Source organism: Bacillus sp. TL12 (genome assembly GCF_022625245.1).
Lineage (GTDB): Bacteria > Bacillota > Bacilli > Bacillales > Bacillaceae_G > Bacillus_A.
This window is the reverse complement of record NZ_JAJJBY010000014.1, coordinates 23,687-39,787: the sequence shown is the minus strand read 5'-3', so window position 1 is coordinate 39,787 and position 16,101 is coordinate 23,687. Positions and strand designations below refer to the sequence as shown.

At 36.3% G+C, this 16,101-nt stretch carries 15 protein-coding genes, 2 pseudogenes and 1 riboswitch; of the genes and pseudogenes, 5 read left to right on the top strand and 12 right to left on the bottom strand.

Annotated elements, in window-relative coordinates:
- Positions 1–84: 84 nt before the first annotated feature.
- The 11 genes and pseudogenes from LOK41_RS14955 to LOK41_RS14905 form a co-directional block, all read right to left on the bottom strand.
- Positions 85–1,161: a BMP family lipoprotein gene (locus LOK41_RS14955; RefSeq protein WP_241817232.1), complete on the bottom strand. Its 1,077-nt coding sequence runs from the start codon at positions 1,159–1,161 to the stop codon at positions 85–87.
- A gap of 89 nt (positions 1,162–1,250) precedes the next feature.
- Positions 1,251–1,976 carry a GntR family transcriptional regulator gene (locus LOK41_RS14950; protein WP_000114183.1) on the bottom strand — a complete coding sequence of 242 codons (726 nt, stop codon included), beginning with the start codon at positions 1,974–1,976 and terminating at the stop codon, positions 1,251–1,253.
- Positions 1,977–2,197: 221 nt separating this feature from the next.
- A riboswitch (purine riboswitch) is annotated at positions 2,198–2,299 on the bottom strand.
- A gap of 203 nt (positions 2,300–2,502) precedes the next feature.
- Positions 2,503–4,896 (bottom strand): DNA translocase FtsK, encoded by a 2,394-nt coding sequence (locus LOK41_RS14945; protein ID WP_241817231.1) that lies wholly within the window; start codon positions 4,894–4,896, stop codon positions 2,503–2,505.
- Positions 4,897–5,108: 212 nt separating this feature from the next.
- Positions 5,109–5,312 (bottom strand): YlzJ-like family protein, encoded by a 204-nt coding sequence (locus LOK41_RS14940; RefSeq protein ID WP_174102213.1) that lies wholly within the window; start codon positions 5,310–5,312, stop codon positions 5,109–5,111.
- Positions 5,309–6,058 carry a ClpP family protease gene (locus LOK41_RS14935; protein WP_241817230.1) on the bottom strand — a complete coding sequence of 250 codons (750 nt, stop codon included), beginning with the start codon at positions 6,056–6,058 and terminating at the stop codon, positions 5,309–5,311. Before LOK41_RS14935 ends, LOK41_RS14940 begins: the two co-directional genes overlap by 4 nt.
- 100 nt (positions 6,059–6,158) lie before the next feature.
- Positions 6,159–7,829: a ribonuclease J gene (locus LOK41_RS14930; protein ID WP_241817229.1), complete on the bottom strand. Its 1,671-nt coding sequence runs from the start codon at positions 7,827–7,829 to the stop codon at positions 6,159–6,161.
- Positions 7,830–8,239: 410 nt separating this feature from the next.
- Positions 8,240–9,118 carry a 4-hydroxy-tetrahydrodipicolinate synthase gene (dapA, locus tag LOK41_RS14925; protein ID WP_174102216.1) on the bottom strand — a complete coding sequence of 293 codons (879 nt, stop codon included), beginning with the start codon at positions 9,116–9,118 and terminating at the stop codon, positions 8,240–8,242.
- A gap of 11 nt (positions 9,119–9,129) precedes the next feature.
- Positions 9,130–10,362 (bottom strand): aspartate kinase, encoded by a 1,233-nt coding sequence (gene dapG / locus LOK41_RS14920; protein WP_174102217.1) that lies wholly within the window; start codon positions 10,360–10,362, stop codon positions 9,130–9,132.
- A 24-nt stretch (positions 10,363–10,386) separates the two neighbouring features.
- Complete coding sequence (locus LOK41_RS14915; protein ID WP_241817228.1) at positions 10,387–11,433, bottom strand: aspartate-semialdehyde dehydrogenase; 1,047 nt, start codon at positions 11,431–11,433, stop codon at positions 10,387–10,389.
- Between the two features lie 149 nt (positions 11,434–11,582).
- A pseudogene (gene spoVFB, locus LOK41_RS14910) lies at positions 11,583–11,771 on the bottom strand (dipicolinate synthase subunit B); the annotation flags it as partial.
- Positions 11,772–12,212: 441 nt separating this feature from the next.
- Positions 12,213–12,632, bottom strand: a complete 420-nt coding sequence (locus LOK41_RS14905) for a GNAT family N-acetyltransferase (protein ID WP_241817227.1) — start codon at positions 12,630–12,632, stop codon at positions 12,213–12,215.
- Between the two features lie 369 nt (positions 12,633–13,001).
- On the opposite strand from LOK41_RS14905, the gene LOK41_RS14900 reads away from it, so the two are divergent.
- Complete coding sequence (locus LOK41_RS14900) at positions 13,002–13,235, top strand: LexA family protein (protein WP_241817226.1); 234 nt, start codon at positions 13,002–13,004, stop codon at positions 13,233–13,235.
- Positions 13,225–13,401, top strand: coding sequence for a hypothetical protein (locus LOK41_RS14895; RefSeq protein ID WP_241817225.1), 177 nt, complete (start codon positions 13,225–13,227; stop codon positions 13,399–13,401). The genes LOK41_RS14900 and LOK41_RS14895 overlap by 11 nt, the downstream gene beginning before the upstream one ends.
- Before the next feature lie 54 nt (positions 13,402–13,455).
- Here LOK41_RS14895 and LOK41_RS14890 read toward each other — a convergent pair.
- Positions 13,456–13,572, bottom strand: a pseudogene (locus LOK41_RS14890) (N-acetylmuramoyl-L-alanine amidase); the annotation flags it as partial.
- 287 nt (positions 13,573–13,859) lie between these two features.
- On the opposite strand from LOK41_RS14890, the gene LOK41_RS14885 reads away from it, so the two are divergent.
- Genes LOK41_RS14885 through LOK41_RS14875 form a run of 3 tightly spaced genes read left to right on the top strand, consistent with a single transcriptional unit; the run spans position 13,860 to position 16,092 of the window.
- A complete protein-coding gene (locus LOK41_RS14885) occupies positions 13,860–14,135 on the top strand; it encodes a TIGR04197 family type VII secretion effector (RefSeq protein WP_241817224.1) in 276 nt (91 codons plus the stop codon).
- 41 nt (positions 14,136–14,176) lie between these two features.
- Positions 14,177–14,539: a DUF3958 family protein gene (locus tag LOK41_RS14880; RefSeq protein ID WP_241817223.1), complete on the top strand. Its 363-nt coding sequence runs from the start codon at positions 14,177–14,179 to the stop codon at positions 14,537–14,539.
- Positions 14,536–16,092: an HNH/endonuclease VII fold putative polymorphic toxin gene (locus LOK41_RS14875; RefSeq protein WP_241817222.1), complete on the top strand. Its 1,557-nt coding sequence runs from the start codon at positions 14,536–14,538 to the stop codon at positions 16,090–16,092. The genes LOK41_RS14880 and LOK41_RS14875 overlap by 4 nt, the downstream gene beginning before the upstream one ends.
- Positions 16,093–16,101 lie beyond the last annotated feature (9 nt).

The window sequence follows — 16,101 nt, the reverse complement described above, 5'->3', positions numbered from 1 at the left end:
GAATGGTTTTATGTCGATCTTTCAAGCAGTATTTATATATACAAAGGTTAGTTCTAAGAACTAACCTTTGCTATTCCTCTATCATTATTTCTTTAGAGAAGCTTCATATGCTTTGTACTCATCTGGAGTAGCTGGTACTTTAATTTCACCATCAGTTATTTTCTTTTCAAACTCTTCTACTTTTGTTAAAATTTCTGGGTTTACTTTCTTCACGTTATCAGTTGTTTTTGCAATACCAACACCATCATCTTTTAAACCAAACTCTTCTATTTTTCCACCTTTTAACTTACCATCTTTTGCTTCTTGTGCTACTTTTGCAACTGCAACATCAACACGTTTTACCATAGAAGTTAAGGTTACATTTTCAGGCATACCTTCTTGATTTTGATCACGGTCAACACCGATTACCCAAACATTTTCACCTTTTTTCTTGCGGTTTTTCGCTTCTGTAAATACACCGTTACCAGTTGCACCTGAAGCGTGATAAATTACATCAATACCTTGACCATACATTGCTGATGCTAATACAGATCCTTTTTCCGGTTTATCAAACGCATCCGCATATTGTGCTACAATTTCAATATTTGGATTCACAGCTTTTGCTCCAGCTTTAAATCCTGATTCAAATTTCTCAATTAATGGGCTTTTCACTCCACCAATAAAACCAACTTTATTTGATTTCGTTGTCATCGCCGCAACAGCTCCAACAAGGAAAGATCCTTCATGATCTTTAAATGTAATGCTTGTTACGTTTGGCTTTTTCACAACAGTATCTACAATTGCAAATTGTTGTTTTGGATATTGATCCGCTACCTTTTCAATTGAATCTTGCATTAAGAATCCAATACCAAACGCTACATCATAATTACTTTTAGCGAATTTTGTTAAGTTTGGAATGTAATCCGCATCCTTACTTGATTGAATATAACGGTATCCTTCATTTTTTTTCATGTTGTTATCTTTACCGAATTTCGTTAAACCTTCCCAAGCAGATTGGTTAAAGGATTTATCGTCAACGCCCCCAACGTCTGTAACCATACCAACCTTGAAGTCTTTATCACCTTTTTTGTCACTACTTGCCTTGTCCGAATTACCACATGCACCTAAAACTGTACTCGCTGCTAATGTTAATGATAATAAAATACCTGCTTTTTTCTTCATACTAGAAACCCCTCCTAAATGATATATGTATCTATTAATATGCTAGTGTCCCCTTCTTCTTGCTGTCACCTCCCTAAAAAGGGAACGAATTACATGCGTTTTCGTAATACATGGAAGCTAAATTTGTCTGCTCGAAAATAATTAATAGAATATAAAATTGGCTCATCATTTTGATCATAATGCATTTGCTTTAAAATTAGTAGCGCCGTCTCTGGCTCACATTGCAGGATTGGTGATATTTTCGGATGATAACCAATTGGTTCAATATGAGCAACCGCATATGTAATACGTTTATGCGTGTTATTATGAATAACAGTAAGCAATGATTCCTCATTATAATCAGACAAATCTGGCAATACTTCTTTCGCTAACTTGTCAATGCAATAGACAACAGGTTCCCCATCTGCTGTACGAACACGCTCAATCATTACGGCCTCAAAGCCTTCATCACTATTAAACTTTTCTTTTTCTTCTTCTGTTAGACTCGTAGTAGATGATGATAAAAAGATTGTTCCTGGTGTTTTCCCCACACTAGAAATCATATCTGTAATACTAGAAAGCTGTTCAATTCCAGAAGAAAACAGCGGTTTTGCATTCACAAAAGTACCAACGCCATGTCTGCGAATCACGACATTTTCCTCTTCTAAAATACGCAATGCTTCCCGTAAAGTCGCTCTACTTACACCAAGTTCTTTCGCTAAATCAAACTCTGAAGGCAACTTTTGTTTTTCTTTATATGCCCCGCTTTTGATTTTTTCTTTAATGTGATCGATCACTCGTAAATATAAGTGTCGACTATCGGATTTAACTGACATAAGACTCCCCCGCATTCCAATTATTCGACCTCTGATGTAAGACTTCTGTTCTCTTTTTTCAACCAATAACATAGTAACGCTACAATAAAATAAGATTTGTCGAATAAATGTTAATAATTTTTCAAAATGAAATTTTCTATCTTTATTCCAAAAAAAAACTTTGCACCACAACATTTCTCATATAGAGAAAAAGTTAGATACAAAGATTCCTTACATCCTTTGTTACACACTTTTCCCCTCATAGTCTAGCAATTTATGGTTGCCAGGTAGAAACTTATGGACCTTATCTCCAAGATTATATGAGGCAGTGATTCTTTTCGAAGTAATCGTAACACTTGCTCCCATACGTGTCAACATAATTCAACACTTTTTTACAGATAATATCGAACATTTTTCAAAAATAACATTAAAAGCATTCGTATTCTAAAGAATCAGCAAAAATGAAAGCCCTTTCTTTTTTGATGACTATAGTATATAACAAATTTCTCATATAAAAAAGCCTAATTGTGAACAATTAGGCTTTTTATTAAGAACTTTTTTCTTGTATATCTTTAATTAACACTTCTCTCGGCTTACTACCTTCATAAGGTCCAACCACACCATTCATTTCCATGGCATCAATAAGACGCGCTGCACGTGTATATCCTACTCGGAATCTACGTTGCAACATAGAAACCGAAGCTGTTTTCATTTCTACAACGAGCTGAACCGCTTCATCATATAATTCATCTTCTACTTCTTGCTTTGTTTCCGGTACATCTTGCGGTATCATATCTTCTTGATATTGCGCTTTTTGTTGTCCAATAACATATTCTACAACTCTTTCCACTTCATCATCTGATAGAAATGCTCCTTGTACACGAACTGGTTTTGATGCACCAATTGGTATAAATAGCATATCTCCTCGTCCTAATAATTTCTCCGCGCCTCCGCTATCAAGAATTGTCCGTGAATCAGTTTGTGAAGACACTGCAAAGGCAATACGAGATGGAATATTCGCTTTAATAACACCTGTAATAACATCAACAGATGGACGTTGCGTCGCAATAATTAAATGAATACCAGCAGCACGTGCCATCTGCGCTAAACGCATAATTGCATCTTCTACATCTGAAGAGGCAACCATCATTAAATCAGCCAACTCGTCCACAATTACAACAATATATGGAAGCTCAGGCTGCTTTGCTTCTGATTGATCATTATGATGTCTAATGTATTCATTATACCCTTCAATATTACGCGTTCCACTATGAGCAAACAATTCATAACGTCGCTCCATCTCACTCACAACTTTTTTCAAAGCTTGCGATGCTTTTTTCGGATCTGTTACAACAGGTGTTAATAAGTGCGGAACACCGTTGTATACATTCAACTCTACCATTTTCGGATCAATCATCATTAATTTTACTTCATGCGGCTTAGCACGCATTAAAATACTTACAATAATACCGTTAATACATACACTTTTCCCGCTACCAGTTGCTCCAGCTACTAATAGATGGGGCATCTTATTTAAACGTGCTAATACTGCTTCACCAGTAATATCACGCCCAAGACCTATCAATAATTTTTCTTCCGGATGATTGTTCGCTTTCGAGTCAAGTACTTCTCTAAGCGTTACCATCGAAACCTCTGAATTTGGAACTTCAATTCCTACTGCTGATTTCCCGGGAATAGGGGCTTCAATACGAATATCTTTCGCAGCTAATGCGAGTGCTAAATCATCACTTAAACTCACAATTTTACTTACTTTCACTCCCATATCAGGATACACTTCATATTTCGTAACCGCAGGCCCCTTATGTACTTTCGTTACTTTTGCTTTCACACCAAAACTTTGGAACGTCCGCTCCAATTTACGAGCATTTTCATAAATTTTCTCGTTTTCGTTTGTCACCTGTTTATTTTTTGGGAACTTCAATATATCGATAGCAGGAAGCTTATAATCTTTATTTTCCACATTTGAAAATTGCATTGGAGGAGCTTTTATTTCTCCTTCTAAAGATTCAACTATCTTTTCTCCCCGTTTCTTTTGTGGCTGCTCTTTCAATGCAGATGGCAACTCATCTTCCATTACAGGCGATGCAATTAGATCATCACTAACTTCATCTTCACGATTTTTATCTCTTTCTTCACTTACTGGGTAATTCTCTGTGAAATTTGAAATAATTGGTGGTCCAATTTCTATTTCTTCTACTGGTTCCACACTCTCTTCTTGTTCATTATGACGTTCACTACGCGTGCGTCTTGTCGTTTTTTTCTTTTCTGTTTGTTCAGCAGTTCGTTTTGCTCTCCAGTCCTTATAATCCCCTTGCATCACTTGAAATTGACTTCTAAGTATTCGTCCAACCGGGGCTAGTACTTCCCCAATATGTTTGTTTGTAATGCAAAGTATGCCAAGAATAACTAGAATAATCCCAATAATATAAGCACCTACTTCATCAAACAAAAAGTAAAATGTTGCAAACATAAGTGCTCCAAACATACCTCCACCTAAATGAACCGTCTCTGCACCTTTCTTCATCTCAAGAAAGAACATATCTTTTGTACTTACAATTACAGATGTATTTTCTACCGCCCCGTCCTTTGTAAGAAGGTTAAATAATGTAATATGACTAAACATCAATATTGCTAACACAATTAAATAGACACCAATTAATCGTTTATTTAAAAGGTTTGGCCAACCTCGTCTTATAACAAACGCAATAGATAAAGCTATTACACCTAATACACCAATTATGTACCATTCGCCAAAGAAAAAGCGAAAAAATAACACAAACGCTTTTCCTACAATACCTAGCTGTAAGATTGTAATGATTGAAAGTGCAAAAAGAGTCAACCCGACGATTTCGTAATACAAAGTTGGCTTTATCGTACGCCTTGCTTTTGATTTCGTCCCTCTTTGCTTTTGTTTTACCATTTCTTCACCCCAAGTCCAAAAATTAAGTGAAACTTTCATTTATCGAAAGCATTTTTTGCATACCATTCGTCATATTTTTAGATCTGTTTACGTGACATTTTACAAGATGTGTAAAATGTCACGTAAACAGAAGAAAGCAGCCTAATCATGGCTGCTCAACCGTCTTGTTTTTTATATTATACCATAGCTTCTAAACAAAATCCTGCTTTTTGCTAAAAGGTTATTTTCTGTCCTGGCTCATACTGTAAATAGTGGGATGGATTCGTACTTAGCACACGCACAATAGAATAATATTGACTATTCTCTTCAGATACTACCATCTCTACTCCATTTACATTCACTATTTTTTGTTGTTCGTACTGGGAATAGTCGGTCTGATAAACAAGTTGCTCTGGCATAATCGTATATAAAATCATTGCAGCAACTTCCCGTCTTGATCCCCATCTACTTTCATATCTATTAATTCATTTAACTTTCGAATTGCATCCCCAATACCGCCAACATCATCGATAAGCCCATATTTAACTGCATCTATTCCGATTACATTTGTTCCAATATCTCGCGTTAAATTCCCCTTAGCAAACATAAGCTCTTTAAAGCGATCTTCTGTCACTTTTGAGTGTTTTGTTACAAATCGAATCACACGTTCTTGCATTTTATCCAAATACTCAAATGTTTGCGGTACACCAATAACAAGACCAGTCAGACGAACTGGATGAATCGTCATCGTTGCCGTTTCAGCAATAAATGAATAATCTGTTGATACAGCAATCGGCACACCGATTGAATGCCCTCCACCTAAAACCAAAGATACAGTTGGTTTCGATAATGAAGCTACCATTTCGGAGATTGCCAATCCAGCCTCAACATCACCACCCACAGTATTTAGCAATAAAAGCAATCCCTCAATTTTCGGATTCTGCTCAATTGCCACAATTTGCGGGATCACATGCTCGTATTTCGTCGTTTTATTTTGTGGTGGAAGTTGCATATGCCCTTCTACTTGTCCAACAATTGTTAAACAATGAATACGCGATTCATTCATTTGCGGAACATTCGTTTGACCAAGTTGCTGAATTTTTTCTATTACTGATGCCTCTTTTACATCCTCTTTCGGTTCGGCTTCTTTTTCCTCATTTGTTAAACCATCACGTTCTGTCATGTCGCATCCCCTTTCACTCTTATACAACTATTATTTCTTAAGTTGTAAATTTCATGCGATAGGGATGAAAAAGAAAAAAACCACCGTAAAGATGGTTTTCTTATACTTCCATGATAATTGGTAAAATCATCGGTTTTCTCTTCGTTTCCTCATACAGGAACTGCCCTAACAATTCACGAATATTTTGCTTTAACATAGACCATTCAATAGAATATTCTTTAATAGATTGTTCTACAATTGTACAGACAATCTCTGTAGATCTTTCAATTAATGCTTCAGATTCACGAACATACACAAAACCACGTGAAATAATTTCTGGCCCAGAAATTATTTTCTTCTCATCTTTCCCAAGTGTTACGACAACGACTAAAATTCCGTCTTGCGATAACATCTTACGATCACGCAAGACAATATTTCCGACATCACCTACACCTAATCCATCAATAAGAACATTTCCAGCTTGTACTTTACCAGCCGGTTTTGCCTCTTCACCTTCGAAAGTAATTACATCGCCCTTTTCCACAATAAAAATATTGTCTTTCAAGACACCAACATCTTCCGCCAAATAGGCATGTGCCTTTTGCATACGAAATTCACCATGTACGGGTATAAAATACTTCGGTTTCATTAAGTTCAGCATCAATTTCAATTCTTCTTGGCTACCATGACCAGAAACGTGAACTTTTCTTTCTCCATAATAAACAACTTCTGCACCAGCTCTAAATAGCAAATCAATGATTTTCGATACCGATATTTCATTACCAGGAATTGGAGATGCTGCAATAATGACTGTATCTCCTTTACGAATCGAGATTTGTTTATGCGCTTGCTTCGCCATTCTTGAAAGAGCTGCCATTGGTTCTCCTTGGCTGCCAGTTGTTAGAATCGCTACCTTCTTCTCTGGGAAGTTATCCACTTCTTGCAATGAAATAACCATACCATCTGGAACGTCTAGATAGCCAAGACGTCTTGCGATATCCACTACTTTCACCATACTACGACCTACAACAGCCACTTTGCGTCCTGTTTCAGCAGCTGCATCAAATACTTGTTGAATACGATGTACATTAGATGCGAAAGAAGCAACAATGATACGTCCTTCTGCACCATAAAATACTTTTGAAATTTCTATCCCAACTTCTTTTTCAGAACCCGTGTAACCAGGACGTTCAGCATTTGTACTATCTGATAACAAACAAAGCACGCCTTCATTTCCAATTTGCGCCATCTTTCCAAGATCTGCTCCGCTGTTGCCAATTGGTGTTTGGTCGAATTTAAAATCCCCTGTATATACGATAGCACCTTTTGATGTATGGAAACATACACCAACAGAATCCGGGATACTATGTGTTGTGCCAAAGAATGAAACCGTTGTCGTATTAAATTCCACTTCTGAATTAGAATCAATTGTTTTTAAATCTACACGACCAAGCATTCCTGCTTCACCAAGTTTTTCTTGTATTAAACCTACTGTTAACTTTGTTGCATATACTGGGATTGAAAGTTTACGCAACACATAAACAATTCCCCCAATGTGATCTTCATGACCATGTGTAATAAATAAACCTTTTACTCGCTCTTGATTTTCTACTAAATATGTAATGTCAGGGATAACGATATCAATCCCAAACATTTCGTCTCCTGGGAACATCAATCCTGCATCCACAATAAAAATCTCAGAATCAATTTCCACACAATACATGTTTTTCCCGATTTCACCTACTCCACCAAGAGCAAATACTTTTACTGAATCAATCTCTTTTCTCTTCATGTTGTTGCCTGGTTTAAAAATCTTACAAACACTGATTTCACTAAAATCGTAGAGACACCAGGGAAACTCTACAACCACCATATATTCACCGTCCAAGACGAATGTCCTTACCGTTATGCGATATCATGTTCTCGTTCGTTTTTTAAACCAGGTTTCACCTCTCTTTCATTATATAAATCAAATATCTTATGCGATATGATATGATAATTCCGTTAAACCATAATTTTTTCCAATTTTGCTAAGCATACCCGTACTAAGCTACTTAGCCATATTATAACTGATACAAGAAATAGAACACAAGTTAATTTGTTAGAAAGAAGGGCGAAGTATATAAATTTCAAGGGGAATTTCCTATAAAAAGGTTTCTTTCAAAATAAAAATGACCTAGTTTTTACACTAGGTCATTTTTATTAACGAGGGATTGATTGCATTACACCCTGCAATGTTAATCTCTCTTCTTCTGTTAACGGAAGAAGTGGTAAACGCACAGATCCTACGTCTAATCCAACCATTTGTAACGCTGTTTTCACTGGTGTTGGGCTCGGTGCCATAAATAACGCATTCGTTACTTTAACAAGTAATTGATGTAATTTCTGTGCTTTTTTGAAATCTCCTGCTTGGAATGCCGCAATCATTTCTTGCATTTCATTTCCAATTACATGAGAGGCAACAGAAATGATACCTTTAGCTCCAACTGCCATAGCTGGTAACGTTAAACCATCATCACCGCTGTATACAGCAAAGTCGTCCGCTGTTTTTTCAATAATTTCTGTCATTGTTAATACATCGCCGCCAGCATCTTTAATTGCAACAATGTTTGGTATTTCTGATAAACGAACAACCGTATCAACGGAGATTTGAACAATAGATCGCCCTGGAACATTGTATAGCATAACCGGAAGTTCTGTACTTTCAGCAATTGTTTTAAAATGCTGATACATTCCTTCTTGACTTGGTTTATTATAATACGGTGCCACTAACATAATTGCATCGACACCAACTTCTGTTGCTTTTTTCGTTAACTCGATAGAAGCATGTGTATTATTGCTACCTGTTCCAGCGATTACGGGCACCCTTTTATCGACAACAGATACGACATGGCGATATAACGCTACTTTTTCTTCAGATGACAATGTAGGAGACTCTCCAGTTGTTCCTCCTACCACAATTGCTGTTGTACCGTTATCAATTAAATAATTTACCAACTTAGTTGTCTTTGCAAAATCGATGTTTCCATTTTTATCAAACGGTGTTACCATCGCTGTTGCAATTGTCCCAAAATCTACCATGGTCTCACTCCTTATTGTTCCAGTTGCTTTTCTTTTGAAAGTTCAAATGCACTATGCAATGCATTAACAGCTTCCACTAAATCTACTTCTTTTACAAGTACCCAAATTGTCGTATGGCTATCAGCGGATTGTAAAATTTGAACACCTTTTTCTGCTAAAGCTGTGACAATTTTCGCAGTAACCCCTGGAATACCTGCCATTCCAGCTCCAACGATAGATACTTTCGCACAATGTTCCGTCACAATTGGATTATATCCAAGCTTATGAAGTATTTCAACAGCACGACCGGATACATTATCGCTTACTGTATAAGCCACACCTGTAGGCGAAATGTTAATTAAGTCAACACTAATTCCTTCATTTGCCATTTCTTTAAAAACATATTGTTGTAAATCATACGATCCGTCTTTCGCAAGCACTTTAATTTGCGTCACGTTCGATACATGAGCAATACCTGTAACTGGACGTTCCTCTACATCACGGCCTTTTGTCGCACCATCATATGCCGCAATAAGCGTACCTTCGCTATCAGAATACGTAGAACGTACACGAAGAGGTACTTTTGCATGCATTGCAATTTCAACTGCACGCGGATGGACAACCTTCGCACCTTGATAAGCCATGTTACAGATCTCATTATATGTTACATTTTGAAGGTGACGCGCATCCTTTACGATACGTGGATCAGCAGTCATCACGCCTTCTACATCGGTAAAAATATCGATATATTCAGCATGAAGCGCAACGCCTAGTGCTGAAGCTGAAGTATCACTACCTCCGCGCCCAAGTGTTGTTGTATCGCCTTCTTTCGTTTGACCTTGGAATCCAGTAACAACAACAACATCTACATTTTGCAACTCTTCATGTATACGATCGCAATTCATTTCAACAATCTTTGCGTTCGTAAAATCATTATTTGTTACAAAACCAGCTTGTGCACCGTTTAACGCTGCTGCTTTTACTCCATTTTCATTTAACATATTTGAGAAGACGATTGCTGAGATTAACTCACCACATGATAATAATAAATCTTGCTCACGTTTTGAAATACTAGATTCCTTTTGATTTACAAGACTTAATAATGTATCCGTTGCATATGGTTCACCTTTACGCCCCATAGCAGATACAACTGTAACTACTTTATAACCAGCATCTAATGATTTTTTAATATGGTGAAGTGCATGCTTACGCCCATTTTCATCACGTACAGATGTACCACCAAATTTTTGAACAATAATTTTCATTTTTTTGCACCTTCTCTTAGCCGTTTACACTAATTGTAATTTTACTAATCGTTCTGCAATTTGAACAGAGTTCCATGCAGCACCTTTTAATAAGTTATCAGATACGACCCAAAGATGGAATCCTTTTTCATTATTTAAATCTTTACGAATACGTCCAACGAACACTTCGTTTTTGCCTACTGCAGTAGATGGCATTGGATATAATTGTTCTGCTGGATCATCTTGCAGTACAATTCCTTCCGCATCCGCAAGCAAGTTTTTCAGTTCTGCTACAGTTACACCTTCTTTTTCCACTTCAATGTAAACTGACTCAGAATGCCCTGATACAACTGGCAGGCGTACACATGTTGCTGCTACTTCTAACTCAGGCATATGCATAATTTTTTTCGTTTCATTAATCATTTTCATTTCTTCAAATGTAAATCCATTATCTTGAAACTTATCAATTTGCGGGATTGCATTAAAAGCAATTTGGAAATGTTTTTTATCACCTGATACAGGTAAAACGTTCGCTTTTACGTCTTCACCATTTAAGATCGCCTGTGATTGTTCATGAAGTTCTTCGATTGCAGCAGCACCTGCACCTGACACAGCTTGATATGTGGAAACGATTACTCGTTTTAAACCATACTGCTGACGAATCGGTTCAAGAGCAACTACCATTTGAATTGTAGAACAGTTCGGATTTGCGATAATACCGTTATGTTCTTTTAAATCATTTTCATTTACTTCAGGTACAACAAGTGGCACATTTTCTGTCATACGGAATGCACTTGTATTATCAACAACAATTGCACCACGTTTTGCTGCTTCTGGCGCTAATTGTTTCGATACAGACCCACCTGCACTAAACAGAGCGATATCAACTCCTTCAAAACTTTCAGGAGTTGCTTCTTGAACTGTAAATTCTTCTCCTTTAAATACAAGCTTTTTACCTGCAGAACGTTTAGATGAAAGTAACGTTAACTTCCCAATTGGAAATTCTCGTTTCTCTAAAGTATTTAACATTTGTTCACCAACTGCGCCGGTTGCCCCAACTACAGCGACATGAAAAGTTTTTTGCTTTTCCATCACTATGCCCCTTTCTAGATACCAATCCTTCTATACTTAGAATGAGAAGGAGTATAAAATACCCCTTCTAATCTTAATAACGTTAATTTTATCATATTCTGCGATAAGAATGATGGTTTCATAAAAAATTGTCTGTTTTTTTTCGTTTTTTAATTCATATATCTGAATTTTTCTACAACAACCGGTTGCAATTGTTTTCCTTCTAACGCCTCTATTATCGTATCTTCAAGCAACTCCATACGAGCTACCATTGAATTTGGTTTTTTCTCCGGTGCATCTTGCCCAAATGGCACAAAATAAATGTGTTTGGTCGCCATTAGCCGCATAAGGTTTACACCAACATGATGACGACAAAGGTATTTATTTTTTAATTTCTTCTATTATATATAAACATGATGAAAAATTAAACTGGTTTAACCTGTCACTTTACCCATAAGTTTGCCACAGTTGGAATCATAAGCTTGCCGTGTGTTTTATTAATGTAAATTTGGAATAATGTTTGGTCAAATTGATACTAATAACCTTGATAAACGAGCAAAAAGAAAGAGCGTGTTTTAAAAAAAGATTGATCAAAACACGCTCTTAACTTATTTAATTGAATCATTCTTTTATAAAAAAGTCTGATCATTTCTGTGATCCTTCTTTCATTAAAGCGCCCGATTGTGGAAGATTTTATTGAAGATAAGCATCCCTTTAGCTTAATAATGAAAAGGTTACTGCGAAAACAATTTCTTTAATATTGATTGATGTCTTCTCCTACAATTAAAAATCTATTATGTTTATTTTTTTGAAATTACAGTAAACATCCCCGTCATGTTTGGTGAGTAATCTTTAAAATCATATTTTTCATAGAACGATTCTTTACCTTGTGATGCAAACAAACCGACAAACGCCTTATCAGGGGCATTCCGATTTAAGTATTCAACCAACATATTCATTATTTCTTTCCCAATACCATTTTTCTGATAATCTGGATGAACCACTATATCTTGAATATAGAAATAGATAGCCCCATCACCAACAATTCTCCCCATGCCCACAATTTGTTCATTATCATTGACTGTGATGGAGTGAATAGAATTCTTCAGGGATGTTTCCACCACTTCAAAATTCATATAATTAGTCCATCCCACAGACTCGCACAAATATTTGTATTCTTCCAATGTTGGAATGTTATTTTTAAACTCATATTTTTTCAAAATGTATCCTCCAAGTCCTCAATTTCAACAAGTATATAAATTCGACATCTTTTTATCTATTCCTCTCACTCAACTAAACTCCCTTTAGATAAACAGATCCAAAGGGACAAAACATCGCAATTTTTTTAAAAACGTCGAGACTTTATTCAAAACATCACGTCTTTTTTATAAGCACTGTGACTTTATTTAAAAGGCGACTTTAAAAAAATTCTTCAAATCCTTGAAGGATAAGTTTGCCGCAAACAAAAAGAACCATCCATTATGTACCCATTTTTTTGTTGCCTGTAACAGAACGTACGTTTGATTTCGCTCTATTTATTTAGTATTATATAGTTAATTATTTCCTATACAAAGAGAGGGTATTACACAATGAAACCATTAACTCCTAGACAAGCTCAAATTCTAACTTTCATCCAAGAAAAAGTCGTAGAAAACGGATATCCTCCAACTGTACGTGAAATTGGAGAAGCCATGGATATGTCATCCACAGCTTCTGTACATTTTCATTTAAAAGCTTTAGAGAAAAAGGGGTATATCTATCGTAATCCATCGAAAAAAAGAGCAATTAAAATTTTAATAGGAGGAATTGAATGTGATAACTGATCCAATAGCACCAGTAGACCCAGTACGTTATCGAATTGTGGCAAATGTAGGCGATTATTTTCATGTAACAAGAGCTCAAGTTAGAAATCGTGGGTTTACTGGTGTGCTATTGCCTGCTGATCCTATTCTACCTGGTGGTCCTATCCTTCCGCCTAATCCTATTTAACACAGCATATATAAAACCGACTCCGATTATAGAGCCGGTTTCTTTTTTGTTAAGTTAGCGTACGTTTACGTAAGTTGGACTTGCAGTAATATAGTATGTTTTGCCCTTAATATTGTGTACTTTGTATTGTGATGATCCATTTACAGTTACTTTTGCATCGATTGTAAATACTATACTCATCTCTACTATTCAAGCTATACCTAATCTCTTTATCTATCATTTCATTCCTGGCAAAGCCCTTTCTTTCATTATGAACTCTCCCCCACCGACTGAAGACTGTAAAACACACATGTTATAAAAAGGAATTTTTTAAGGAAAACATAGCCAGTTATTGTTATAATTAAATCCGCAATATTTTTCCAAGAGGGTTCCTATGAAGAACATTAGGATGATAGACATTCATACTAGGCACTCCTCTTCCTTAATACGTTCATAGAAATATAGAAAGGGTTTATGCAATGGGACAATTTCAAAGTAATTTTCAAACGGCACAACAAATCGCTACACAGATGAGAAATGCTTCGGATACAGTCCAAAGTGCGACAAATCGTTCTATAAAAAAGGCGACGCGTACTACGCTATCTGTTAATTCCAAAGCACAAGAAGCGAACCAACAAGTTTTAGATTTAACGAAACAATTTTGTGCCGCCTTTCAACAAGCGGTCGATAAGATTCATTCAGTAGCCAAAGAGTTTGAGAGAATGGATCACGAACTTCACAACACTTTTCGCTAATGTGACAACCTACATAAAGGTAAAACAGTAGGAGGAAAAAGATGAGTCAAGATATTGAAAAACAAATCAATCAATTAAATCAAAAATTACGAAGTGTATTTGAAGAACAGGATCGGAATCAATCTGCGATTCAAACTCAGGAACAAGCGGAAGCAGATTTTCACGAATGGAAAAGTCGAAGCAATCGTTTGTTTAATCGAATTCTAGAAACTTGGCATGGGGATAAAGAATTATCTCATTTTTTTATGAATATGCGTCAAGAAGCAGGGCACATTGAGCGAAAACTTACATTCGAATTGGAAAACCAAAAAGAAACGTTGCTTAAAGAAAGACGAGACCTGAGTGATTTAGAAAATGACCTCTCCTGTCAGCAACAACAATTGGCAAGGGAGGTCAATGCATGAGTTTAAATATGTATTTGGGAGAAGTACAAAGCCAGACTCAAAGCATGAATACTGTATGTACCGCTACCATTCAAGGTATGGAACAAGCCATTCAGTCGATTGACGCTTTTGCAATTGATACCGTTCTACAAGGACAAACATATAGTAGTGCAAAATCATTTTTTGTACAAACCTTTCGTCCTTTAGCACAAGGAATCATTTACTTATGTGAAGAATTAATCCTTCAGAATGATGCCTTTCCAAGTCAATTTGAATCCAAGGTAGCTTCAACTGATGTCATTGAACAAGAGTTACTAGAACAAATTAAAGAAATTGACCGAATGAAAGCAAGTATGGAAGCCATCACTCAAACCATGCCAATCCCAGGTATGGACGCTATGGCGAATCTTTTCACTGTTATGAGGAAAAAACTTCAAGAAAAGTTAGATCACCTGTATGAGTTTAATCAAACATCTAGTAATAACTATAATACAGCAATTCAATTAGCTGCTAGCATTGCGACGGGTTTGGCGGAAGTCCAAAGTGGAAAAGGTTTTAGTCCTGCAAGTGGTACATTTAGTACGCAAGGATTGAATATGGAGTGGACAACTTCTATTCAAGCGATTGGAGAAGAAAGGGCACGTCAGGCTGAAAGCCATCTAAAGAGTAGTTCAATTGAAGAAGGGGCAATGTGTGGTAAGTTACCTAAAAAATCTACTTTCCGAAAAGTTGTAGATGGAACTATAGAAGGTGCAGGAGAAGCATTTGGAGACACCATAGAAGGATTTAAAGCGCTTGGTAAACGGGAAACGTGGGAAAACATGGGGAATGCTGCGTTGCATCCTATTGATACCCTTAGTACCATGTATAATGTATTGTCAGATTCGTTTATTAATGATGTAATAAATGGAGATGCTGAAAGTCGTGCTAAATGGGGAAGTTATGCTTTAACACAAATTGGATTAGGGCTTATTGGTGATAAAGGATTAAGTAAAGCAAGTAAATTGGGTAAAGTAACTAAACTAGCAAAAGATACGATTCCAGAGAGTATTTCGGATATTACAGGCAATTTACAAACGGGAGATCGCCTTGCTTTTGCAGGTATGGGTACATTCAAAAATGAATTGCCTAAAGTTGAAGAGTTGTTTGTATATGCAAGTGGAGGAAAAAGTAAAGGATTAAATGATAATACAAATCAAACCTTTGGAGTTAAGAAGATTGAGGGGAAAAATTCTCATGAGTCTAGAGGGGCTAGTTTAAAAGAAATTAAAAGACAATTAAATATACCTAGATCTCAACACCCGATTAGTCAAAAAATGGTACCATTAACAGATAGTAATGGTAAAAGGATATTAAATGATAATAAACAGCCTATTATGACTCGAGAATTAACATATGAAGTAAAAGGTCAAAAAATTATAATTCAGGATCATTCAGAGGGGCATAAGTTTGGAGAAGGTGGAATTGGAGATCAGCCACCCCATCATAATGTAAGACCTGAATACAATACACGAACAGGACAGGTAGATGGGATGGAGGATCATTATTATTTTGAGAAGAGAAATAGAAAATAGGGAGTATAA

Bases quoted from the DNA above. Each gene is read 5' to 3' on its own strand.
- LOK41_RS14955 (WP_241817232.1), bottom strand. From the start codon at position 1,161: ATGAAGAAAAAAGCAGGTATTTTATTATCATTAACATTAGCAGCGAGT.
- LOK41_RS14950 (WP_000114183.1), bottom strand. From the start codon at position 1,976: ATGTCAGTTAAATCCGATAGTCGACACTTATATTTACGAGTGATCGAT.
- LOK41_RS14945 (WP_241817231.1), bottom strand. From the start codon at position 4,896: ATGGTAAAACAAAAGCAAAGAGGGACGAAATCAAAAGCAAGGCGTACG.
- LOK41_RS14940 (WP_174102213.1), bottom strand. From the start codon at position 5,312: ATGATTTTATATACGATTATGCCAGAGCAACTTGTTTATCAGACCGAC.
- LOK41_RS14935 (WP_241817230.1), bottom strand. From the start codon at position 6,058: ATGACAGAACGTGATGGTTTAACAAATGAGGAAAAAGAAGCCGAACCG.
- LOK41_RS14930 (WP_241817229.1), bottom strand. From the start codon at position 7,829: ATGAAGAGAAAAGAGATTGATTCAGTAAAAGTATTTGCTCTTGGTGGA.
- dapA (WP_174102216.1), bottom strand. From the start codon at position 9,118: ATGGTAGATTTTGGGACAATTGCAACAGCGATGGTAACACCGTTTGAT.
- dapG (WP_174102217.1), bottom strand. From the start codon at position 10,362: ATGAAAATTATTGTTCAAAAATTTGGTGGTACATCTGTACGTGATGAA.
- LOK41_RS14915 (WP_241817228.1), bottom strand. From the start codon at position 11,433: ATGGAAAAGCAAAAAACTTTTCATGTCGCTGTAGTTGGGGCAACCGGC.
- LOK41_RS14900 (WP_241817226.1), top strand. From the start codon at position 13,002: ATGAAACCATTAACTCCTAGACAAGCTCAAATTCTAACTTTCATCCAA.
- LOK41_RS14885 (WP_241817224.1), top strand. From the start codon at position 13,860: ATGGGACAATTTCAAAGTAATTTTCAAACGGCACAACAAATCGCTACA.
- LOK41_RS14880 (WP_241817223.1), top strand. From the start codon at position 14,177: ATGAGTCAAGATATTGAAAAACAAATCAATCAATTAAATCAAAAATTA.
- LOK41_RS14875 (WP_241817222.1), top strand. From the start codon at position 14,536: ATGAGTTTAAATATGTATTTGGGAGAAGTACAAAGCCAGACTCAAAGC.